Origin of the sequence: Actinomyces haliotis (genome assembly GCF_015355765.1) — a bacterium.
GTDB lineage: Bacteria > Actinomycetota > Actinomycetes > Actinomycetales > Actinomycetaceae > Actinomyces > Actinomyces haliotis.
In genome coordinates this window covers 129,520-150,184 of the sequence record NZ_JACWNA010000002.1, presented here as the reverse complement: position 1 = coordinate 150,184, position 20,665 = coordinate 129,520, and the positions used below count along the sequence as shown (strand labels likewise).

Annotated in this window: 20 protein-coding genes; 8 read left to right on the top strand and 12 right to left on the bottom strand. The window is 71.9% G+C overall.

What is annotated here, in order from left to right; translation table 11 throughout:
* Positions 1-134: 134 nt before the first annotated feature.
* On the bottom strand, positions 135-3,596 hold the full coding sequence (locus tag IXW69_RS02070; protein WP_194784726.1) for an ABC transporter ATP-binding protein/permease: 3,462 nt from the start codon (positions 3,594-3,596) through the stop codon (positions 135-137).
* Positions 3,597-4,091: 495 nt separating this feature from the next.
* Here IXW69_RS02070 and IXW69_RS02065 point away from each other — a divergent pair, with 495 nt between their 5' ends.
* On the top strand, positions 4,092-4,490 hold the full coding sequence (locus IXW69_RS02065) for an MFS transporter (protein WP_194784725.1): 399 nt from the start codon (positions 4,092-4,094) through the stop codon (positions 4,488-4,490).
* A gap of 112 nt (positions 4,491-4,602) precedes the next feature.
* Here IXW69_RS02065 and IXW69_RS02060 read toward each other — a convergent pair whose 3' ends face one another.
* Both IXW69_RS02060 and IXW69_RS02055 read right to left on the bottom strand, forming a co-directional pair.
* Entirely contained in the window at positions 4,603-4,785 is a 183-nt protein-coding gene (locus tag IXW69_RS02060) for a hypothetical protein (RefSeq protein ID WP_194784724.1), read from the bottom strand.
* A complete protein-coding gene (locus IXW69_RS02055) occupies positions 4,782-5,261 on the bottom strand; it encodes an SIR2 family NAD-dependent protein deacylase (protein ID WP_194784723.1) in 480 nt (159 codons plus the stop codon). The genes IXW69_RS02060 and IXW69_RS02055 overlap by 4 nt, the downstream gene beginning before the upstream one ends.
* A gap of 230 nt (positions 5,262-5,491) precedes the next feature.
* On the opposite strand from IXW69_RS02055, the gene IXW69_RS02050 reads away from it, so the two are divergent.
* Positions 5,492-5,947, top strand: a complete 456-nt coding sequence (locus IXW69_RS02050; RefSeq protein WP_194784722.1) for a hypothetical protein — start codon at positions 5,492-5,494, stop codon at positions 5,945-5,947.
* Positions 5,948-6,010: 63 nt separating this feature from the next.
* Here IXW69_RS02050 and IXW69_RS02045 read toward each other — a convergent pair whose 3' ends face one another.
* Complete coding sequence (locus tag IXW69_RS02045) at positions 6,011-6,808, bottom strand: alpha/beta hydrolase family protein (protein ID WP_323745119.1); 798 nt, start codon at positions 6,806-6,808, stop codon at positions 6,011-6,013.
* Between the two features lie 127 nt (positions 6,809-6,935).
* Here IXW69_RS02045 and IXW69_RS02040 point away from each other — a divergent pair, with 127 nt between their 5' ends.
* Positions 6,936-8,378, top strand: coding sequence for a glycosyltransferase 87 family protein (locus IXW69_RS02040; protein WP_323745118.1), 1,443 nt, complete (start codon positions 6,936-6,938; stop codon positions 8,376-8,378).
* Here IXW69_RS02040 and IXW69_RS02035 read toward each other — a convergent pair.
* Complete coding sequence (locus tag IXW69_RS02035) at positions 8,308-8,901, bottom strand: TetR/AcrR family transcriptional regulator (RefSeq protein WP_194784720.1); 594 nt, start codon at positions 8,899-8,901, stop codon at positions 8,308-8,310. The genes IXW69_RS02040 and IXW69_RS02035 overlap by 71 nt on opposite strands.
* A 97-nt stretch (positions 8,902-8,998) precedes the next feature.
* Between IXW69_RS02035 and IXW69_RS02030 the strand changes: the two genes are divergently transcribed.
* Together IXW69_RS02030 and IXW69_RS02025 are read left to right on the top strand one after the other, a co-directional pair.
* Positions 8,999-9,856 carry an ABC transporter ATP-binding protein gene (locus tag IXW69_RS02030; protein WP_194784719.1) on the top strand — a complete coding sequence of 286 codons (858 nt, stop codon included), beginning with the start codon at positions 8,999-9,001 and terminating at the stop codon, positions 9,854-9,856.
* Between the two features lie 3 nt (positions 9,857-9,859).
* Positions 9,860-11,452, top strand: coding sequence for an ABC transporter permease (locus IXW69_RS02025; protein WP_194784718.1), 1,593 nt, complete (start codon positions 9,860-9,862; stop codon positions 11,450-11,452).
* 132 nt (positions 11,453-11,584) lie between these two features.
* Here the strand turns inward: IXW69_RS02025 and IXW69_RS02020 are convergent, their stop codons facing one another.
* Positions 11,585-12,256, bottom strand: a complete 672-nt coding sequence (locus tag IXW69_RS02020) for a methylated-DNA--[protein]-cysteine S-methyltransferase (protein ID WP_228524507.1) — start codon at positions 12,254-12,256, stop codon at positions 11,585-11,587.
* Between the two features lie 34 nt (positions 12,257-12,290).
* Here IXW69_RS02020 and IXW69_RS02015 point away from each other — a divergent pair, with 34 nt between their 5' ends.
* A complete protein-coding gene (locus IXW69_RS02015; RefSeq protein ID WP_194784717.1) occupies positions 12,291-12,659 on the top strand; it encodes a VOC family protein in 369 nt (122 codons plus the stop codon).
* The gene (locus IXW69_RS02010) at positions 12,660-12,983 is read left to right on the top strand and encodes a VOC family protein (RefSeq protein ID WP_194784716.1); all 324 of its coding nucleotides are present in this window, start codon (positions 12,660-12,662) and stop codon (positions 12,981-12,983) included. It begins immediately after the preceding gene.
* 99 nt (positions 12,984-13,082) lie between these two features.
* Here the strand turns inward: IXW69_RS02010 and IXW69_RS11970 are convergent, their stop codons facing one another.
* The 6 genes from IXW69_RS11970 to guaA all read right to left on the bottom strand — a co-directional run bounded on the left by IXW69_RS11970 (position 13,083) and on the right by guaA (position 19,488).
* Entirely contained in the window at positions 13,083-13,421 is a 339-nt protein-coding gene (locus IXW69_RS11970; RefSeq protein WP_323745117.1) for a DUF1905 domain-containing protein, read from the bottom strand.
* Positions 13,422-13,504: 83 nt separating this feature from the next.
* Positions 13,505-14,275, bottom strand: coding sequence for a carboxymuconolactone decarboxylase family protein (locus IXW69_RS02000; RefSeq protein WP_194784714.1), 771 nt, complete (start codon positions 14,273-14,275; stop codon positions 13,505-13,507).
* Between the two features lie 164 nt (positions 14,276-14,439).
* Positions 14,440-15,579, bottom strand: a complete 1,140-nt coding sequence (locus tag IXW69_RS01995; protein WP_194784713.1) for a glycoside hydrolase family 3 N-terminal domain-containing protein — start codon at positions 15,577-15,579, stop codon at positions 14,440-14,442.
* Positions 15,580-15,705: 126 nt separating this feature from the next.
* Entirely contained in the window at positions 15,706-16,731 is a 1,026-nt protein-coding gene (locus IXW69_RS01990; protein ID WP_194784712.1) for an aldo/keto reductase, read from the bottom strand.
* 88 nt (positions 16,732-16,819) lie between these two features.
* Complete coding sequence (locus tag IXW69_RS01985) at positions 16,820-17,641, bottom strand: SDR family NAD(P)-dependent oxidoreductase (RefSeq protein WP_194784711.1); 822 nt, start codon at positions 17,639-17,641, stop codon at positions 16,820-16,822.
* Between the two features lie 290 nt (positions 17,642-17,931).
* Positions 17,932-19,488 carry a glutamine-hydrolyzing GMP synthase gene (gene guaA / locus IXW69_RS01980; RefSeq protein ID WP_194784795.1) on the bottom strand — a complete coding sequence of 519 codons (1,557 nt, stop codon included), beginning with the start codon at positions 19,486-19,488 and terminating at the stop codon, positions 17,932-17,934.
* Positions 19,489-19,578: 90 nt separating this feature from the next.
* Here guaA and IXW69_RS01975 point away from each other — a divergent pair, with 90 nt between their 5' ends.
* Positions 19,579-20,643, top strand: a complete 1,065-nt coding sequence (locus IXW69_RS01975; RefSeq protein ID WP_194784710.1) for a LacI family DNA-binding transcriptional regulator — start codon at positions 19,579-19,581, stop codon at positions 20,641-20,643.
* Positions 20,644-20,665 lie beyond the last annotated feature (22 nt).

Sequence of the window (20,665 nt, the reverse complement as noted above, 5' to 3'; positions counted from 1 at the left end):
GGCGCCGGGACTCGGCCGACGCGTCGGGGTCGTCGCGACCGATTTTAGCCGCCCTGCGCGCCGCCCCGACAGGCCTTCCGACCTGCGGATTCGTCCGATGACCGAGCCCTGCGCAGGCGCGACGACAGGGCGGCTCACTCGCTGCGCAGCGCCTCGACCGGGTCCTCTCGCGCGGCCTTGCCCGACGGGATGAGCCCGGCCAGCACGGTGAGGGCCACGGAGATGAGGATGAGCACGACGCCGGCCGTCCACGGGAGCTGCGCGATCGGGTAGACGCCGAAGCGGTCGTTGACGATCGCGTTGACGGGCAGGCACAGCAGGAGCGTGATGCCGACGCCGAGGAGGCCGGCGAGGAGCCCCTCGATGACGGTCTCAGCGTTGAAGACGTGGCGCACGTCCGGCTTCGAGGCGCCGATGGCGCGCAGGATACCGATCTCCTTCTTCCTCTCGAGCACGGAGATGTAGGTGATGATCGCGATCATGATGCTGGAGACGACCAGCGAGATCGCGACGAAGGCGATGAGCATCCAGCTGATGATGTTGACGATCCGGGTCACCGAGCTCATGAGGGTGCTGACGACGTCGGTGTAGGTGATAGCGCGGTCCTTGTGCCCCTCGGCCGTCTGGTCGGAGCTGTAGTCGGCGAGGAGTGTCTTGACCTCGTCCTTGGACTCGAAGTCCTTGGGGTAGATGTCGACGCCGGAGGGGTTCGCGGGGTCCGCCCAGCCGAGGTCGGAGAGGTTCGTGTCGTAGGTGGGCGTGTCGGTCGTGACGAGCGTGCTCATGAGCTCGGCGAGCTCGGTCGGCGTCATGTCGAGCGTGAAGGCGTCCTTGAAGGCCGACTGGTCGACCGTCATCGCGGCGGGGATCTGCTCGGTCACGCGGGTCATGGCCGCCTGGACCTGCGTCTGGATCTGCTGCTGGACGGCCGTCATCATCTGCGTCATCGCCTGGCTCATGGCCGCCTGGACCGAGGCGGCCAGGGCCTGCGTGATCTGGCTGCCGACCTGCTCGGCGACCTGCTGGCCGATGGCGGTGACGAGCTGGTCGCGCACGGAGGCGGAGACGTCGGCGACGGCGGCGTCGTCGCCAAGCGCCTTGGTGAGGTTCTCGGTGAGCCGCGCCGAGTCGATGACCTCGCCGGAGCCGAGGGTGTCGGAGATCGTCCTCTGGACGGAGGGCTGGGCGAGGTAGTCGGCCGTGAGGGTGGCGAGGTCGGGGTCGTCGGCGGGGTCGGAGGCGTCCGCGCCCGCGGCGTGCTCGGCCTGGTAGTCGGCGAAGCCGGCGATGACCTGCGTCATCATCTGCGAGACGCGGCCGCTGGCGCCGTCCTTGATGACGCCGTCGGCGAGGGCGGTGCTGATGAGGGTCGGGTAGTCGACGTCGGCGAGCTCGGGGTACTGGGTGGCGAGGCCGGACAGGCTCGTGGAGGACAGGTCGATGCCGCTGAGGTCGATCTGCGGGTTGGCGTCCTGGAGGGCGGAGAGGTCGAGGCGCGAGAGGTCGAGGGGCTCGCTCGTGATCCCGCTCAGGTCGAGCCCGGACAGGTCGAGGGCGGAGGCGTCGATCTTGCTCGGGTCGATGGAGAAGGCGCTCTTGAGCTTGGACGAGTCGATGGTGAAGAGGCTGGAGAGGTCGACGCTGTCCGCGCCCTTCCCGGCGGCGAGGTCGGCGAAGGAGGTGCCGGAGAAGACGTCCTTGTCGGGGTGGGCGAGCTGGTCCTTGACGATGTCGGCGCCGTCGGCCACCTTCATGAGGTGGCTCGTGAGGGCCGGCGTGTAGTAGACGCCGGGGTTGAGGGATCCCTGCTTGTCCTTGGCCTGGATGACGCCGACGACCCGGACGTCCTCACCGGAGTCGACGAGGGACCCCATGAAGGAGGCGTCGTCGGACTTGTCGACCCAGACGCCGCGGGCGTCGTCGTGCTGGTAGCGCTCGTAGGCCGGGACGAGCTTGAGGGTGCGGCCGATGAGGTCGTTGCCATGGAGGGTCCGCTCGGCGGGAGCGGCCGTCGACGTCGCGGCAGGGGTAGCACCTGCCGACGCCGTCGCGCTCGGTGCCGCACTTGCCGTCGTCGTCGGGCTCCCGGTCGGGGACGGCGTGGACGCACTCGAGGCGAGGGGCGACCCGGACGCCTGCCCGGAGGCATAGGTCTGCATCATCGCCTCGAGCTCGGCGTGGTCGCGCAGGCCCAGGGCGTACTCGGTGGCGTCCGTGACGCGACCGTCCGGCGTGAGGACGACGACGAGCTCGTTCGCACCACTCGGCCAGCGCCCGGAACGGAGCCGGTACTGGTCCTGGTAGAGCGAGGTGTCCGAGGCGAGCTGCTTGAAGGTGCTCATCTGGCTCTGCCGTGACAGGGCCCCGAAGGAGGAGAAGGCGGAGTCGGGGTTGACCTGGGTCGGGGCGCCGCCGAGGCCCGTCGTGCCCGCGTCGCGCGGCAGGTAGAGCTGCGGGGTGACGTCGTAGCGGTACTCGACGGCGTTGGTGAGGGCGTCGATCCCGCCGCCGTCGTGGTCGAGGTAGGTCTTGAGGTGGGCGAGGTCGTTCGTCGTCGCCGAGCCGAACATGTCCTTGAGGGTGCGACGCTCGCCGATCGCGCCGCTGGGGAGGTCCGAGGCGCTCGAGCTGTCCGCCGCCTGGGACAGGATCGCGGTGTAGTCCATGCCGAGGCGCTCGATCTGGAGCGGGTAGCTCGAGAGGGTCTCCTCCTCGGTGCGGGCGATGTAGCCGTTGACGCCGTTGGCGAGGGCGAGGATGAGCGCGATCCCGATGATGCCGATCGACCCCGCGAAGGAGGTCATGATCGTGCGGCCCTTCTTCGTCATGAGGTTGTTGAAGGACAGGGCGAGGGCGGTGAGCGCCCCCATCCGGGTGCGGCGGGCCGCCTTGGCGCGGCGCTCGAGCGCGGCGTCCGGCTCGAAGGGGTCGGTGTCGGAGACGATGGAGCCGTCGGCGAGCTCGACGATGCGGGTCGCGTACTCGTGGGCGAGCTCGGGGTTGTGGGTGACCATGATGACGAGGCGGTCGCGGGCGACCTCGCGCAGGAGGTCCATGACCTGGACACTCGTCGCGGAGTCGAGGGCGCCGGTGGGCTCGTCGGCGAGGAGGATCTCGGGGTCGTTGATGAGGGCGCGGGCGATGGCGACGCGCTGCATCTGGCCGCCGGAGAGCTGGCTGGGGCGCTTGCCGACGTGGTCGGCGAGTCCCACCTGTTCCAGGGCGGAGAGCGCCCGCTGCCGTCGCTCGGCACGCGAGACGCCGGAGAGGGTGAGGGCGAGCTCGACGTTGGCGAGGACGCTCTGGTGCGGGATGAGGTTGTAGGACTGGAAGACGAAGCCGATGCGGTTGTTCCGGTAGGCGTCCCAGTCGCGGTCCCTGAAGTCCTTGGTGGAGACGCCATCGATGACGAGGTCGCCGTCGTCGACGTGGTCGAGGCCGCCGACGACATTGAGCATGGTGGTCTTGCCGGAGCCGGACTGGCCGAGGACCGCGACGAACTCGTTGTCGCGGAAGGCGACGCTGACGCCGTCGAGGGCGGTCTGGGTGAAGGTCGAGGTCCGGTAGGCCTTGACGATGTCGCGCAGCTCGAGCACGGGGAGCCTCTTCCGGGACGACGGGACGGGTGGTGCGGGGTGGCTCGAGCCTAGCCGGGCGCACGCCAGCGGCTTCCGGGTCCCGGACGTCCCTGCGGGCCCGGTGCCGTCCCGGCCACATTTCCGGCGTGACCTCCCCCGCTACTCCCTCACCCGCCGCGCGTCCGCTGCCACTCCCCCGCGGCACGCTCGTCGGACTGACGATGGCCGCCTGCCTCGTCTACGGCCTCGGTGCGGGGACGCGCTCGAACTTCGGGATGCTCGTCCAGCCGCTCGTCACGGCGACGGGCCTGTCCTACGACCGGATCAGGCTCGTCATGGCGGTCACGCAGCTCGCGTCGGGACTCGCGGGGCCCCTCGCCGGGGCGATGGCGCTGCGGACCTCGGACCGGACGGCGCTCGTCACCGGAGCGCTCATGGTGGCCGGCGGGCTCCTCGCTGCTCGCGGCGCTCGGGCTCGCGGCGGCGCTGTCCGTCCTCGCGGCACCGGCTCTCATGGCGATCCCCGTCATCGCGGGCTGGCTGTGCGGCCACCTCCCCATGCGCGTCGTCCTGGTGGCGACCTACGGCTCGCGCGCCGTCATCGTGGCGGTCTTCTTCGCCCTGGCGACCTCCTCGGTCACCCTGGTGGGCTTCGCGATCCTGCTGGGCCTCACCGGGAACTCAACGGTGCCTCCGACCTCCGGGATCATCGAGGAGCGCTCCGGGGCGGCGAGCCTCGGCACGCTGTTCGGGGCGGCCTTCCTCTGCCACCAGGTGGAGGCCTTCGTCTCGGCGTGGCTGGGCGGCGTGACGGCGACGGCGACCGGGAGCTACGGACTCATCTGGGCGATCGCCTCGGTCCTGTCCGTCTCGGCAGCGGTGGGCTCCTGGTTCGTCCCCGAGCGGGGCTGACCGACGCCGCCCGTGCCCGCGCCGGGACCGTGCGACCGTGCGCCCGCCTCTGAGCCCACCGCACCGGGCGGAGGCAGCCCGCCGCCGCCGGGGCGGAAGGGGCACCGTCGGGTCAGGATCCGAGGCGCTCTCGCAGGCCAGCGAGGACGGGCGCGGATCCCGATCGGAGGACGACGGAGCGGTCGACGATCTCACGGACCGTGACGGCCTGCGGGTCGACGCTGGCGAAGGTCGCCTCTGGGTTGTCGTGGACCCGGCGCCAGAACGGGTACTTGATGATGGCGGGGGTGTTCATGCCGACGCCGAGCCCGAGGTGGAGGACTCTGCCGGTCCGGTGCGTGTCGGCCCAGTCGCGGTAGCGCTCCGCGGCGGCGTACCAGTCCTCTCCTGGACGAAGCGGTCGTCGACGCGCAGGTTCGTCGTGAGCGGGGCGCCGCAGCGCGGGCAGGTCGGCAGGGTCTCCGCGGGGACCCGGAGGCCGTCGTCCGTGCCCTCCTGTCCTGCCACCATCGCCTCGACGTAGCGGCGCGCGTCGAAGGTGACCTGGGCGCATGGCACGGAGCACTGGAGGAGGCCGTAGTCGCCCTGGGTGGAGAAGAGCCGCTGCTCGTCCCATCCGGCAGCCCGGAAGCGGTGGTCGACGTTCGTCGTGAGGACGAAGGCGTCGCGCTCGGCGAGGACGGCGTCAGCGGTCTCGACGGCGCGGACGAGAGCGTCGAGGCCGCCAGCCAGGGCGGGGTCGACGTCTGGGCGGGGATCGGTGCCGGTCACGCACCCCATCATGTCGATTCGATGCCTTTCGGTCCTGAAACGTTCACCCCTCCTCCGACCTTCATCCGCAGTATCGCAGTGCGACAACGTTTGACAGACGCGATTCACCCTCCGGCCTGCGCCGATACCGCGAGACTCAACCGCAATCGAATGGATACGCTCCTGAATCCGATAAGTCCCTTCGCGCAGGAGAGCATGGGCTCACTCATTCCAAGCCAGGAGAATGAAACATGTCCATCCAGTCAGCCACCTCGCGATCATGGATCGCTGAGGAGCTCACCACGCGCGTCCGCGCAGCCCTCGCCCAGGCCATCAGCCTCCGGCTCGACGAGGACCTGCTCCTCGTCCCGACCGTCGAGCAGCAGCTCGACCCGTCACCGCGACCGGCCGACGACGCCCGCGACTCCCACGCCCGCCGACTGTGGAACCTCGACGACCGCGAGGACACGACCGCCTACCTCAACCGCGTGTGGTGGGAGGAGGCCGAGGACGTCGTCCGCGACCACCTCACCGCCCTCACCGTCAACGTCGACGGCGACGTCCGCTCGCACGGGTTCTTCCCGGAGACGACCGACGCCGCCGCGCCCGAGCTCGTCGGGATCATGTACGGGGACCGCACCGAGACCCTGCGCACGGCGCTCGACCTGCACCGCGCGCGCGTCGCCTGGCAGATGCTCGTCGGCTGAGCACCTCGCAGCGAGCCCCTCCGCCCGCTCTCGGCACGGGTCGCGAGAGCGTGCGGAGGCAGGTCACTCCCCGAGCGCCCCGACCCAGGACAGGAAGCCCGTCGTCGCACCGACGGCGTTCTCCCAGTGCTCGCCGCCGAAGCCGTGCCCCGCACCGGGCAGGACCTCGAGGCGGGCGTCCGGCAGGACGCGCAGGGCGTGACGGGAGACCTCGAGCGGGACGGCTCGGTCGGCGTCCCCGTGCACGATGAGCACGGGGACGCGCAGACGCCGCAGCTCCGCGTCGACGTCGAGGTCCCACACGTCGAGGGCGTACCGCGCACCCAGCGGGACGGGGCGACCATCCACCTCGATCATGTAGGAGGCGGGCACGGCCTGGCGGGTCCGGAACCGCGAGCGCTGGGCCCCCGGCGACCCCAGGGCCGGGTACCACAGGGCCAGTGCGGCGATCTCGGTGCGTCGGCGCGACGCTGCCAGTGCGGCCACGAGCCCGCCGAGGCTCCGGCCGAACAGCGCCGTGCGCGAGGCGTCGACGAAGGGCCACGCACGGGCGGCGTCGAGGACGGCGCCGACGTCAGCCATCTCCGTGAGCACGCTCATCGTCGTCGTCGGACCGGCACCGTCCGCGCCACCGCCTCGGAAGGAGGGGCTCACGACGACGGCCCCCGCCTCACCGAGCCGGCGCGCCAACGGCGCGACCCGGAGTGCCGACTCCCCCATGCCGTGGCAGCACACGGCGAGCGGCGCTCGGCGACGGCCGGCAGCGACGTCGCGCGGCATGTGGACGAGGGCGGTGAGCCGGGTGCCGGCGCCGTCGTCGGGGACGGTGAGCGCGAGCTCACGGGTGACGCAGTCGTTCACGGATCCTCCTGGTGCGGGTGCGGACCCCAGGCTAGAGCCCCCGCAGCGCGGCGGCGCCTCGGAGGTCACGGGTCGGAGTCCAGTCGCTCCCAGCGGGCCCACAAGCCCGGGTGCCACAATGCCCGTCGTGCCTCCTACCGCTGCAACCCCCTCGGTCCTCACGGAGCCGGAGGAGGCGTCCGCACCGGAGGCGGCCGCCGCGGCCCGATCCGCCGGTCGCCCGGGCCCCGACTCGCGTCGCAGGCCCACGCGGCACCGCCGTTCCGTCAGGGCGGTCGCGCGGGCCCGGGGCCGGGCGGGCACGCTGCTCTCGCACCCGCTCACCGCCCTCCTCGGTTGGCTGAGCCTCATCTACCCGTGCTGGATCTGGTCCGTCTCCGACGGGCACCTCGTCTCCGACTTCGACGCCTCCGTGTACTACGGAGCCGTGCACGCGTGGGCGGGGGGCGCGAGCCTCTACGACTGGTACGCGTTCCCGTTCCTCAAGGAGTACCCCTTCACCTACCCGCCCTTCGCGGCATGGGTGCTGCGTCCGCTGACGGCCCTCGGCGAGACAGGGACGCAGCTCGTGCTCACCGCGCTCACCCCGACCTGCACGACGATCACCGTATGGGCGCTGCTGCGCGGTCTCGGGACGGAGCGCCGCCGGGCGCGCGGCCTCGCGCCGTGGCTCGCGCTCCTCGCGTGCCTGCTCCTGGAGCCCTACCGCGAGACGCTGTACGAGGGGCAGGTCAACGCGGTGCTCATGGCGCTCGTCGCCGTGGACCTCGTCCTCGTGCGCGAGCCGTCACGGTGGCGTGGTGCGCTGTCGGCGCTGGCGGCCTGCTTCAAGCTGACACCCGCGATCTCCGGTCTCGTGCTGCTGGCGCGCCGCGAGTACCGGGCGGCGGCGATGATGACGGGGACGGCGGTGTGGGTGACGGCGCTCGTGTGGCTGGCGAGCCCGTCAGAGTCCTGGCGCTTCTTCACGTCGGCCATGTTCGACACCTCCCGGACGGGCTTCGCGGAGTTCGCCGGGAACCAGAGCCTCAAGGGCACGATCGCGCGCCTGGCGCCGGAGTCGACGTGGGTGGCACTGTGGGCGGCGTGCGCGGCGACCGTGCTCGTGGGCGCCTGGCTGCTCCTGCGCCGCCTGGACGCCCTTCGCGGCCAGGACGACAGCCTCGCCCTGGAGCTGCAGCTGGTCGTCACGATGATGACGGGGCTGCTCGTCTCCCCGGTGTCGTGGACCCACCACTGGGTCTGGTGCGCCCCGGCGCTGCTCGTGCTCGCGGTGGCCTCGTGGCGGTGGCGCTCGTGGTGGTTGGGCGGCGTGACGCTGCTCGGAGCGGTCGTCCTGGGCACCGGGATCCAGTGGTCCTTCCCCTTCCAGAACCACGTCGAGCTGAGCTGGCCGCTGTGGATGAAGATCGTCGGCGCGGGCTACGTCTGGTGGGCGCTGCTCGCCGGGGCGGCGCTGTGGCTCGTGGCCGGGCGCCACGCCCAGGCACGCACCGCTCTCACTCGCCCAGGAGGACGTCGAGCCCCGGCCCTATCCGCGCCGCGAGCTCGGCGACGCTCAGCTCGGTGAGGACCGGGATCTCGGCGACGTAGCGCGCCATGGCGACGCCGAGGAGCTGGGCTCCGACGAGCCCTATGCGGCTCACGTCGTCGGCGGTGAGGTCGAGGGCCCGGGCGACGGCTGCGGGCAGCGCCTCACGCAGGATCATGCGGGCACCCTCGGAGGTGACGACCGAGGCGACGACGGCGGTGAGCGCGGGACGGACGTCGTCGTCCTCCCAGGCGCTGAGGTAGGCGAGCGCGAGCCGCTCCCCACGGCGCTCGCCGTCGTCGCGCAGCTCGGCGAGGACGTGATCGACGATGCCGGCGCGCGACATGACGGACTCGACGAAGAGGGACGACTTGTCACCGAAGTAGTGGCGGACGAGGGCGGGGTCGACGTCCGCGGCCGTGGCGATGGCCCGGACGGAGGCGCCCTCGTAGCCGCGCTCGGAGAAGAGCTCGACGGCGGCGTCGAGGATGTCCTGACGCGCGTCAGACCCCCCGGGCCGGCGCCCGGTCCGGCCCTGCCCCTTCGCTCCGCTCGTGCTCACGACCACAGCATATCCCCACTTGAGGAATTCCTCAGCCGGGGATTTACTGGTTCCGTCACCGGGCAACCGTCCCGCCCTCCGAGCACAGCGAGGAACCATGTCAGGCAAGCACGCCATCAGCACCCCGGAGTCCCAGGACTCTCCCGGGGCCCGCGGCCTCGCTGAGCGGGCCGCGGAGACCTCCGGCCCGCGCCCCGACCGGACCTTCAGCGAGCAGGTCATCAAGATCGAGGACCTCGTCAAGTCCTTCGGCTCCTTCCGGGCGCTCGACGGCCTCGACCTCCGACTCGGCCGCGGCGAGGTCCTCGGTTTCCTCGGCCCCAACGGCGCCGGGAAGTCGACGGCGATCCGCACCCTGCTGGGGCTCCTCCGTGCCGACTCCGGCACGATGCGCCTCTTCGGGCAGGACCCGTGGAAGCACTCCGTCGAGCTCCACAAGCGCCTCGCCTACGTGCCCGGCGACGTCAGCCTGTGGCCCTCCATGACCGGCGGTGAGGCCATCGAGCTCCTCGGTGAGCTCCGCGGCGGGCTCGACGAGAGGCGCCGTGAGGAGACCATCGAGCGCCTCGAGCTCGACCCCACCAAGCGCGGACGCCAGTACTCCAAGGGCAACCGTCAGAAGGTCGCCCTCGTCGCGGCGCTCGCCTCCGACGCCGAGCTCCTCATCCTCGACGAGCCGACCTCCGGCCTCGACCCCCTCATGGAGGACGTCTTCCAGCAGCTCGTCCGCGAGGCGGTCGACCGCGGCGCCTCCGTCCTCCTGTCGAGCCACATCATGAGCGAGGTCGAGAACCTCGCCGACCGGGTGAGCGTCATCCGCGCCGGCCGGATCATCTACGACGCCACCATGCCCGAGCTCCGCCACACCCTGGACGGCAGCGGGCAGGACCTCGAGGAGTTCTTCCTCAGCCTCTACGCGCGCAGCGCCGGCGACGCCACGAGCCAGGGGCGCTGAGCCGTGCGCACCCTCACCGGAACCCGTCCTCTCCTGCGGGCCTCACTGCGGCACGACGGGCGCCTCCTGGCACCCTGGGTCGTCCTCCTCAGCCTCCTGGGCGCCTCCATCCCCCTCGTCTACCCCCACGTCTTCCCGACCATGGCGGACCGGGAGGGGCTCGCCGCAGCCCTGTCCTCGAACCCGGCGATCGGTCTCGTCTTCGGACCCGCCGAGGTCCTCACCACCGTTGACGGCTTCAACGTCTGGCGCACCCTGTGCCTCGGCGGGCTGCTGGCCGGCATCGGCATGGCTCTCGCGGTCGTCCGCGCCACCCGCGCGCAAGAGGACTCCGGGCAGGCGGAGCTGCTCGCCTCCGGTGTCATGGGCCGCGGCGCGCGCCTCGCCACCGGCGTCATCATGGGCACCATCGGCTCCCTGCTGTGCGGCGTCGTCCCGGCCCTCGCCACGGTCCTCTCGGGCGGGGGCGCCACCGCGTCGTGGCTCATGTGCGCCACCTGGACCGTCACCGGCCTCATGGTGACGGGACTGGCCACCGTCGCCGGCGAGCTCGCCCCGGACCGCCGCACCGCCTCGACCATCACCATCGGGACCCTCGGCGCGCTCTACGCGCTGCGCGGCATCTCCTACTCCCTCACACTGCCCGACTGGACTGTGTGGGCCAATCCCCTCGGGTGGATGACGGAGGCGCGCGCCGCCTCCGACGCCCGCTGGTGGCCGCTGCTCCTCGGCGTGGTCCTGTGGGCGGTACTCGTCCCGCTGGCCTTCGTCCTGCTCGGACGGCGCGACTTCGGCCAGGGCGTCATCGTCCCGGGTCGGGGCCCCGCCGTCGGGCGCGTGCGCAGCGCGCTCGCGCTCGTCACCCGGCTCAACCGGGCGCCAGCGATCACCTGGACGCTGGTCGCCGTCCTCCTCGGCTCGGTCTTCGGCTACATGACGGCCTCCGTGGCGGACATCCTCTCCGGCGACGAGGCCGTCCAGAAGGTCCTCGCCTCCGGCGCCACGAGCCAGGACCAGCTGACGACGGCCTTCCTCGTGACGATCCTCAGCCTGCTCGGCATCATCCTGTCGGTGCCCGGGGTGCAGATCATGCTCCGGGTGCGCTCCGAGGAGATGGAGGACCGGCTCGAGCCGCTGCTCGCCACGGGCCTGTCCCGCCGCCGCTACTACGCCGTCCAGGCGCTCGTCGCGCTCGGCCTGGCCGCGACGCTCCAGGTGCTCGCGGGAGTCGTCCTCGGGATCGTCGCCCACGCCGCCGGCTCCACCGTCACGGTCGGTGACGCCACCGTGCAGGCGCTCGCGACCGTGCCGGCGACGCTCGCCGTCGTCGCCGTCTCGGTCATGGTCATCGGGGCGCGGCCGAAGGTGTCCGTCGCGTCCTGGGCCGGGGTCCTGCTCAGCTTCGGGCTCACGCTGCTCGGCCCGTCCTTCAAGCTGCCCGGCTGGGCGCTCGGGATCAGCCCGTACCACCACGTGCCCAACACGTCGCTGGACGACGCCACGTGGACGGGGCTCGCCGTCGTCGGCTGCGTCGCCCTGGCGCTGTCCCTCGTCGGGTGGGCGGCCTTCCAGCGCCGCGACCTCGCGCGCTCCTGAGTCGGTGCGCACCTCGAGATCGAAGGGTGGCTGCCCAGATCGCACTCGCACGGTGCGATCTGGGCACTGGCCCTTCGATCTCGGTGTCGGGGACCCCGGTATCGAGCTCGGGCGCCGGCTCGATGCAGCGCCTCACAGCCCGGGCAGGGAGTCCTGCGGGAGCTCCGGACCGGGCAGGTCGACGCCCTCGGCGAGCAGCAGGCGCGTCTTGCGGTCGGTGCCTCCGGCGTAGCCGGTGAGCGCGCCGTCGGCGGCCACGACACGGTGGCACGGGACGACGACGCTGAGCGGGTTCCGCCCGACCGCTCCCCCGACGGCGCGCGGGGACACGTAGTGGCCGGCGCGCTCGGTCACGGCCTTGGCGATCTGCCCGTAGGTGCGCGTCCACCCACGCGGGATGGCGCGCAGCTCCTCCCAGACGAGCTCCTGAAAACCGGTACCGGAGGGCGCGAGCGCCGGCCGCTCACCCGGGTCGCCGCCCGCGAGCGCGACGTCGAGCCACGCGCGAGCCCGGCCGAGCACAGCGGGCTCCTCCGGCTCCCCCGCCTCGACCGTGACAGCGTCGTCGGGCAGTCCGGCGCGGTCGTGGGCCTGCCCGTCGAACCAGACGCCCGTGAGCGCACCGCCCTCGGGGAGCTCCTCGCCGACGGCGGCCGCGAGGGTCATCGGACCGAGCGCGCCCTCGTAGGAGGTCACGAACACGGTCCGGTGCGGCGCGGACGCCGAGTCGGTTGCGGCGTCAGTCGCAGAGGCAGTCGCGCCGTCGGTCGCGGCGGCAGACTGGGAGGTCTCGGCGGTGCTCATGGGGCCAGTCTGCCCCGCAGGGAGCCTGCGAGGCATGACGCAGCAGGTCCCCGCGCCGTACCAACGCATCGTCCCGGCGATCTGGTTCGACCACGACGCCCTCGAAGGCGCCCGCTTCCACGTCGAGGCGTTCCGCTCGACGCTCGGGGACCTCGCAGGTGACGAGGCCGCCACGGGGCTCGTCACCGTCACCCACTACCCCACCGGCGAGGACCTCCCCGACTTCCAGAAGGGCTTCGCGGGCGCGCCGCTCGAGGTCCGCTACCGCGTGTGCGGCCTCGAGCTCTCCGGCATCAACGCCGACGACACCTTCGCCCTCTCCCCCGCGATCTCCGTCTCGGTCGCGATCGACGCCGACCTCGTCCCGGACGCCGCAGAGCGCGTCACCGCCCTGCACAGGTAGGTGGAGGTCATCGGGCGCCTCTACCCCGACGAGGACACGCACCTGGACCCGATCGCCCGCTACCAGCGAGAGGGCTCCGACGAGGCGGATGCGCTCCTCCATGGCTCGGCGGTGCTGGCGGGCCTGCCGGTGCAGGCGATGGACAACGGCGGCGAGCAGGACTTCGGCTTCACCTCCGCCGTGTCCCTCATAGTCCTGGCCACGCGGCAGGAGCAGGTCGACGGGTTCTTCGACGCGCTGCCGACGGACCCGGGAGATCTGCGGCTGGATGGTCGACGAGGCCGGCTTCTCCTGGCAGACGGGACCACCGGCGGACCTCGGTGAGCTCATGGACCTTCCGGGCACCTACGGCGTCATGATCGCCCGGCCACGCCCGGTCCTGGCCGACTACGAGCCCCTGCGCGCGCAGCGGCCCTAAGCACCTCAGGGGTTCGGCACGTGGAGGACGAGGTCGACGGCGTCTCCGGCTGACAGCCCGGCGGGCTTCCGGATCGCGTTCTTGAGCGGGATGACGAAGCCGCCGTCGTGCGGCATGAGGGCGGTGCGCCAGGTGACGGGCTCGCCCACCCCGGCAGCGCCGTCGCCCGGGGCGTCGTCGTCGGCTTCCGCAGTGCCGGGCAGGAGCGTCACCTCCGCGTAGAAGCAGTCCCAGCCGTAGGACAGGGCAGCGAGCTCCTCACGGACGACGTCGACGGCGCCGTCATCGAGGGGCGCGAAGTAGGAGGGGGCCGGACCGCGCCACTCGATGACGCGGGTGCTCACGGAAAGGTCCACGGTGCGGACGCCAGTCGCCCGCACCGACCGTGAAGATCGACGCGGGCGACGCTCTCAAGCCGGTGAGCGTCTCAGCGGTAGGCCTCCGAGGAGGCGTTCTCGTCGTACTGGGCGACGAGGACGAGCCCGGACAGCGCGTAGGGGCCGCCGATGTAGGGCAGCACCTGGACGAGGGCCCCGGTCACCTTCTGCCTGGAGTTGCCGGCCTTGATGGCACCCGCGACGTGCGGCTTGAGCTGGGTGGCGGCACCGAGGGCCGCGATGGCGACGAGGCTGACGAGCTCGCGGTTCGCGACGTCCAGGACCCCGCGGGTCTCGACGTCGCCGAAGCCGTTGGCGGTGAGCAGGTGCGGGAGGAAATCGCCGTAGGGCTCGGGCAGGGAGGCGAAGACCTCCTTGACCTCGGTGCCGTAGAGGGGCTCCTGGATGGCGGCGCCAGCCGTCTCCCGGTCCTCGTAGGCGACGGTGCCGGCCTCCTCGAGAGGGAGCTCGACGCCGCGGTCCTTGAGAACCTCGGCGAGGGTCGTGGTGGCGTTGAGGGTCTTGGGCCAACCGATGTAGGGGGCGAGCTGGTAGAGCGTCTCGCGCAGCTGCAGGGGCGTGAGGCCGACGTTGAGAGCGGCGTTCAGGTGCGCCCTCAGCTGGGGCAGGGTCTGCATGGCGGCGAGGACGGCGACGGTGAGCTGCTCGCGCTCGGCGTCGGTCAGGCCAGGCGTCGCGAAGACCTCGCCGAAGATCTCGTTCTGGAGGATCTCCATCGCCTCAGGGTCGGTGGGGTGCCGCTGCGGCTCAGTCCCGAACAGTCGGGTGTAGGTCGCACGAGCGGCCGGCGTCAGTGTCATGTCTGCTCCTCCGCAAGATCCACGGCGCCCGGGACCGGGTCCGTCCTCGTGGCGCGTGGCGCACCACGCGGCGCTGCGCCTCGATCCCGCCCCCCTGCGCCGTCCGGGGAGCGGGGCACGGCTCGGTCGCGCCTGAGCGCGTCAGGCGCGACCGAGCACCGGTCTCACTTCTGACGGGTGGCGGGCGCGGCCGCGTTCCCGAGCAGGCGGGCCATCCGCACCACTCGCGCGGCCGCCTTCTCCAGGTCGGCCCTGCTCAGCGCGACGCCGCCCTCGGCCCCACCGGTGAGTCCGGCGATGACGTCCTTGCGGTCCTCCTCGCACCCGGGCATGAAGAGCTCGTTGCCGGCCTTGATCGTGGCGGCTGCCGTCGCCCGGGGGTGCTTGAGGTTCGTGCGGGTCATCGAGTAGACGACCCAGTCCGTCATGACGAGCCCCTGGAAGCCCCACTCACTGCGGAGGACGTCCTCGAGGAGCTCGCGCGACTGCGAGGTGTGGACGCCGTTGACGAGGTTGTAGGACGTCATGATGGCGTGCGGCTGGGTCTCCCTGACGACGTACTCGAAGGTGCGCAGGTACAGGTCGCGGGCGGCGCGCTGGGAGACGTGGCTGTTGGAGTTGAGCCGGTTCGTCTCCTGCTCGTTGAACGCGAAGTGCTTCACCGTGACGCCGCGGCCGGGGTGCGACTGCACGCCGCGGGTGACGCCGCCGGCGATCCGCCCGCCCAGGAGCGGGTCCTCGCTCAGGTACTCGAAGTTGCGACCGCACAGGATGGAGCGGTGCAGGTCGAAGGCCGGGGCGAGCCAGAGGTGAGCGCCGAAGTAGTCCATCTCCGCCCCGACGAGGGCGTCGGAGGCCTGGCCGATGATGGACTGGGAGTCCGCGGTCTCGGCGTACTGGCCGAGGACGATGTACGAGAGGTCCTCGTCCGACAGGGACCGGACGAGCTCGAGCGCGTCACTGAGGTCGACGGGCTGGGTGGTGTCCTCACGGCGCACGACGGACGGCTCGAGCGCGAGGCGTGGCGCGTCCGCGGGAACGTCGACGGCGACGGCGACGGGCGAGGCGGGCTTGAAGTCGGTGAAGCCGGGGTCACCGAGGACGTCGTGGACCTTGCGCACGATCGCCGTCTCACGGAGGTCGACGACCGCGGCGGGAACGGTGTCGCGGCTCGAGGTGCCGACGCGGACGACGTCGTCGCCCGACTCGAGGACGGTGGCGACCCGAGCCGCGTCGAAGGAGGCGAGGTCGGCCAGGTCCGCCCTGACGGTGACGGTCTGCGAGGCGCCGGCGGCGATCCTCATCGCGCCGGCGCTCGCTTTCACGCCGTGGGGCCTGTGAGGACGACCGTCGCACCGGTGCGGCTCCGCTGCCGACGACGACGCGCCACCGTGCCCATCAGGAACGACGGCGCGCTGTGAGCCGGATTCTCAGCGCCGGTCGGGCACCCGGGTCGCGGTGCTGCCGGCGAGGGCCCTCTCCCCCGGGCGCGGGATGAGGCCGACGAGCTCGTGGGGCCGGTACGCCTCCTCGAGGAGCTCGAGGTCCTCGGCGGTCAGCTCCAGGTCGAGGGCGCGCACGGCGTCGTCGACGCGACTCGGACGGGAGCAGCCGACGATCGGGGCGGCGACGCCCGTGGCCCAGTGCCAGGCGAGAGCGACGTGGGCCATGGGCACCTCGTGGCGCTCGGCGACCTGGGCGACGCGCTCGATGACGGGCATGTCGAGCTCGCGGGTGGCGTCGTACTTGTTGCGCATCGTGCCGTCCGTCGTCGAGCGGATCGAGTCGGAGTCCCAGGTCGGGCGGGTGAGGTGACCGGAGGCGAGCGGGCTGTACGGGGTCAGGCTCATGCCGTACTCCTGCGTGACGGGGATGAGCTCGCGCTCGTCCTCGCGGTAGAGCAGGTTGTAGTGGTTCTGCATGCTGGAGAAGCGGGTCCAGCCGTTCTGGTCCGCGACGACCTGCATGTCGTGGAGCTGGTAGCCGTACATGGCGGAGGCGCCGAGAGCCCGGACCTTGCCGGTCTTGACGAGGCCGTCCAGGGCCTCCATCGTCTCCTCGATCGGCGTGTCGTAGTCGAAGCGGTGGATGATGTAGAGGTCGAGGTAGTCGGTGCCGAGGCGCTTGAGCGTGCCCTCGATCTCCCGGTTGATGGCCTCGCGGGACAGGTGTCCCTCGTTGAAGAAGACCTTGGAGGCCAGGACGACGTCCTCGCGCGCCACACCGAGGTTCCTCAGGGACTCGCCGATGTACTCCTCGCTGGTGCCGTGGGCGTAGGTGTTGGCGGTGTCGATGAAGTTGACGCCGAGGTCGACGGCGCGGGCGATGACCGCCTGCGTTCCCTCCTCGTCGATGACCCACTGGTGGAAGTCCGGGAAGACCTTCCCGAAGCTCATGCCGCCGAGGCACAGGCGCGGGATGGTGATGTCAGTCTGGCCGAGGGTCGTGTACTCCATGGCGCTATCGTCGGCCGCCCCGGTCCCGGGCGCCAGACCCTCGTGGTGCCTGGCACCCCAGCCGCCAGCCCCGTGGCGGGCCGATGCCTTACCTGGCGGGAGCGGACTGCTGGTCGGCGACGAAGCCCATCATCGCCTTGCGCGGCAGCACCGGGGCGAGGGTCATCATGGGCTTCTGCCAGCGGGGCAGCCCGGAGACGACGTTGAGCTCGCCGGCCAGTGCGCCGTCGTAGCCGTCCTGGGCCACCTTCATGGGGTCCACGGCGTTGGCGAACATCTTGGTCTCGGAGAGGCCCCCGGTGGAGATGAAGCCGGTCTGCATGGCGCCCGGCATGAGGGCGGTGACGGTGACGCCTGTGCCCTTGAGCTCGTGCCAGAGGGCGTTGGACCAGCTCGTGACGTAGGCCTTGGTCGCGTAGTAGACGGCCTGGAGGGGGCCGGGCAGGAGCGCGGCGGTGGAGGAGACGTTGAGGAGTCGGCCGCTCCCGCGCTCGATCATCTCGGGGAGGAAGAGCTTGGCCAGGCGCGTGGGGGTCTCGATGTTGACGGCGATCATGGACAGGTCCTGGTCCATCGTGCGCTCACGGGAGAAGTCGCCCTGGCCGCCGAAGCCGGCGTTGTTGATGAGCAGGTCGGGGACGATGCCCCACTCCTGACACTGGGCGTGGATCGTCTCGGCGGCCTCGGGGGTGGAGAGGTCGACGGCGATGGTGCGGGCCGTGATGCCGTAGGTCCGGGTGAGTCCGGCGGCCTGGGCATCGAGCTTGTCCTGACTGCGGCCGACGAGGACGAGGTCGCCGCCGCGGCGGGCGTGGATCTGGGCGAAGCAGGTGCCGAGCCCGCCGTAGGAGCCGGTGAGCAGAGCGGTGCCGGGGTTGGGCGGAGTGGTGGGGGTCGTGGGCGTCGTCATCGTCGTCAGGTCCTTTGGCCGGGATTGGCTCTTCTGAGATCGAGCCTACAGACCGGATCGCGCCATCGGCACCTCCCTCGACAGCGCGGGTGCGCGAGCAACCACACCGCGGACGGAGCGCTCGCTGGACGACGGCGGATCGGGCCAAGCTCACGGCGCACCAAGTCCCGGTCTCGGGGTCAACGAGTCCCGATCTCGGGGGCGATACGCGGAACCGCCCCGGTGCCTGGATCCTTCGATCCGGCGCCGGGGCGGTCCGTCAGCGCAGCCTCAAGATCGAGACCCTGCGCTCACTCCCACTCGATGGTGCCCGGCGGCTTGCTCGTGCAGTCGAGCACGACGCGGTTGACCTCCGGCACGGAGTTCGTGATGCGCGTCGAGATGCGGGCCAGGACGTCGTAGGGCAGGCGCGTCCAGTCGGCCGTCATGGCGTCCTCGCTGGACACGGGGCGCAGGACGATCGGGTGACCGTAGGTCCGGCCGTCGCCCTGGACGCCCACCGAACGGACGCCCGCCAGCAGCACCACCGGGCACTGCCAGATCTCCTCGTCGAGGCCGGCGGCGGTGAGCTCCTCGCGGGCGATGAGGTCGGCGGCGCGCAGGATCTCGAGGTTCTCTCGCGTGACCTCTCCGATGACGCGGATGCCCAGGCCCGGCCCAGGGAAGGGCTGGCGGGCGACGATCTTCTCGGGCACGCCGAGCTCGCGACCGATGGCGCGGACCTCGTCCTTGAACAGGGTGCGCAGCGGCTCGATGAGGGCGAAGTCGAGGTCCTCGGGCAGGCCGCCGACGTTGTGGTGGCTCTTGATGTTGGCTGCGCCGGTACCACCACCGGACTCGACGACGTCGGGGTACAGCGTGCCCTGGACGAGGAACTTGATCTCCCCGCCCTCGGCGCCGACCATCTCGATGACCTGGCGCTGGGCGGCCTCGAAGGAGCGGATGAACTCGCGGCCGATGATCTTGCGCTTCGTCTCGGGCTCCGTGACGCCCGCGAGCGCGGTGAGGAAGCGCTCGGACTCGTCGACCGTGATGACGCGGATGCCCATCCCCTCGGCGTAGTCCTTCTCGACCTGCTCGCGCTCACCGGCCCGCAGGAGACCGTGGTCGACGAAGATGCAGGTCAGCTGGTCGCCGATGGCGCGGTGGACGAGGGCCGCGGCCACGCTGGAGTCGACGCCGCCGGACAGGCCGCAGATGACGTGGGCGTCGCCGACCTGCTCGCGGATCGCGACGACCTGCTCCTCGATGATGTTGCCGGCGGTCCAGGTGGCCGGGATGCCGGCACCGTCGTGGAGGAAGTTCTCCAGGGTCTTCTGCCCGAACTCGGAGTGCATGACCTCGGGGTGCCACTGGAGGCCGAAGAGACGGCGCTCGCGGTCCTCGAAGGCGGCGACGGGCGTCTGGCTGGTGGAGGCGGTGACCGTGAAGCCCTCGGGGGCGGCCTGGACGGCGTCGCCGTGGCTCATCCACACGGTCTGCTCGAGCGGCGTCCCGGCGAAGAGGCAGGAGCCGTCCTCGACGGTGGCCTCGGTGTGCCCGTACTCGCGGGTGCCGGTGCGGCCGACCTTTCCGCCGAGGGTCTGGGCCATCGTCTGGAAGCCGTAGCAGATGCCGAGGACGGGGACGCCGGCGTCGAAGACGGCCGGGTCGAGGCTCGGGGCGCCGTCGGCGTAGACGGAGGAGGGACCGCCGGACAGGATGATGGCGGCGGGCTGCTTGGCAAGCATGTCCGCGGCTGACATCGAGGAGGGCACGATCTCCGAGTAGACGGAGGCCTCGCGCACCCGGCGGGCGATGAGCTGGGCGTACTGGGCGCCGAAGTCGACGACGAGGACGGGGCCCACGGGGGTGAGCTCGTCCACGACCGGCTGGTCGGCGTTGTCAGGGGTGGTCGTCACGAGGCTCAGGATAGCGGGGCGCCGTAGGCTGCTCACGTGCCCGCCGCCCGACACCTCCCGCTGCCCCCGCGCGAGGGCCGTCCCGTGCGGATGGTCGACGTCGCGCGCCGCGCTGGCGTCTCGCGCGCGCTCGTCTCCCTCGTCCTGTCCGGCAAGCCCGGCGCCTCCCCGGCCAACCGGGAGAAGGTCCTCGCCGCGGCCGCCGAGCTGGGCTACTCCCCCGACTCGAACGCGGCCCGGCTGCGTTCGGGCGGCGGCAGGCTGGTCGGCGTCGTCTTCGACGGGCACGACGCCTTCACCGCACGGGTCCTCGACGCCGCGCACGAGGCTGTCGCGGCACGCGGCGAGGACCTCGTCCTCACGATGGCCTCGGCCTCCGTGCCCCTGGCACGGGCGCTGAGGACCCTCCGGGCGCAGCGCGTGCGCGGCGTCCTCGTCATCTCCTCGGCCCCGGTCGACGAGGCGGCCGCGGCCCTGCTCATGAGCGGGCCGGCGGTCTTCGTCGGCGCGTACCCACCCGCGAGCCTGGACGGCGCCGTCGGCTCGGTCCACACCGACGACGACGCAGGCATCCGTGAGGTGGTGCGTCACCTCGTCGGCCTCGGACACCGCAGCCTCCTCGTCACTCGAGTCGTGGGCCGGCGCAGCGGGGACGTCCGCGCCGACGCCGCCCTGGACGAGGCCCAGTCCCTCGGGGTCGAGGCGCACGAGGTGCCGGCCACCGCCTACGACGAGTCCGCCGGCGTCCTGGTCGGCCGCGAGATGCTGCGGCTCTCCGGAGCCCGGCACGGCGGGGGGAGCCGGTCGACGGCGCTCGTCGCCGCCAACGACGCTCTCGCCCTGGGGGCTATCCAGGCGCTGCGCGCCGGGGGCCTGCGCGTGCCCGAGGACGTCTCGGTGACCGGCTTCGACGACGCCGGCTCGGGCCCCTCTCCCGCCGTCGCGGCGCTCGGCCTCACCACCGTCCGTCAGGACGCGGAGGCGCTCGTGTCGGCGGCCCTCGACCTGCTCGACACGGCCGCCAGCACAGCGGCAGGTACGGAGCGGGTGCTCCCGCCCGAGCTCGTCCTCCGCTCGACGACGGCGGCGCCGTCCGCCTGAGGCCGACGTGGGCCGCACCACC

Bases quoted from the DNA above. Each gene is read 5' to 3' on its own strand.
- IXW69_RS02030 (WP_194784719.1), top strand. From the start codon at position 8,999: ATGTCAGGCAAGCACGCCATCAGCACCCCGGAGTCCCAGGACTCTCCC.
- IXW69_RS02050 (WP_194784722.1), top strand. From the start codon at position 5,492: ATGTCCATCCAGTCAGCCACCTCGCGATCATGGATCGCTGAGGAGCTC.
- IXW69_RS02000 (WP_194784714.1), bottom strand. From the start codon at position 14,275: ATGACACTGACGCCGGCCGCTCGTGCGACCTACACCCGACTGTTCGGG.
- IXW69_RS01990 (WP_194784712.1), bottom strand. From the start codon at position 16,731: ATGGAGTACACGACCCTCGGCCAGACTGACATCACCATCCCGCGCCTG.
- IXW69_RS01985 (WP_194784711.1), bottom strand. From the start codon at position 17,641: ATGACGACGCCCACGACCCCCACCACTCCGCCCAACCCCGGCACCGCT.
- IXW69_RS02020 (WP_228524507.1), bottom strand. From the start codon at position 12,256: ATGAGCACCGCCGAGACCTCCCAGTCTGCCGCCGCGACCGACGGCGCG.
- IXW69_RS01995 (WP_194784713.1), bottom strand. From the start codon at position 15,579: ATGAGGATCGCCGCCGGCGCCTCGCAGACCGTCACCGTCAGGGCGGAC.
- IXW69_RS02065 (WP_194784725.1), top strand. From the start codon at position 4,092: ATGGCGATCCCCGTCATCGCGGGCTGGCTGTGCGGCCACCTCCCCATG.
- IXW69_RS02015 (WP_194784717.1), top strand. From the start codon at position 12,291: ATGACGCAGCAGGTCCCCGCGCCGTACCAACGCATCGTCCCGGCGATC.
- IXW69_RS02060 (WP_194784724.1), bottom strand. From the start codon at position 4,785: ATGAACACCCCCGCCATCATCAAGTACCCGTTCTGGCGCCGGGTCCAC.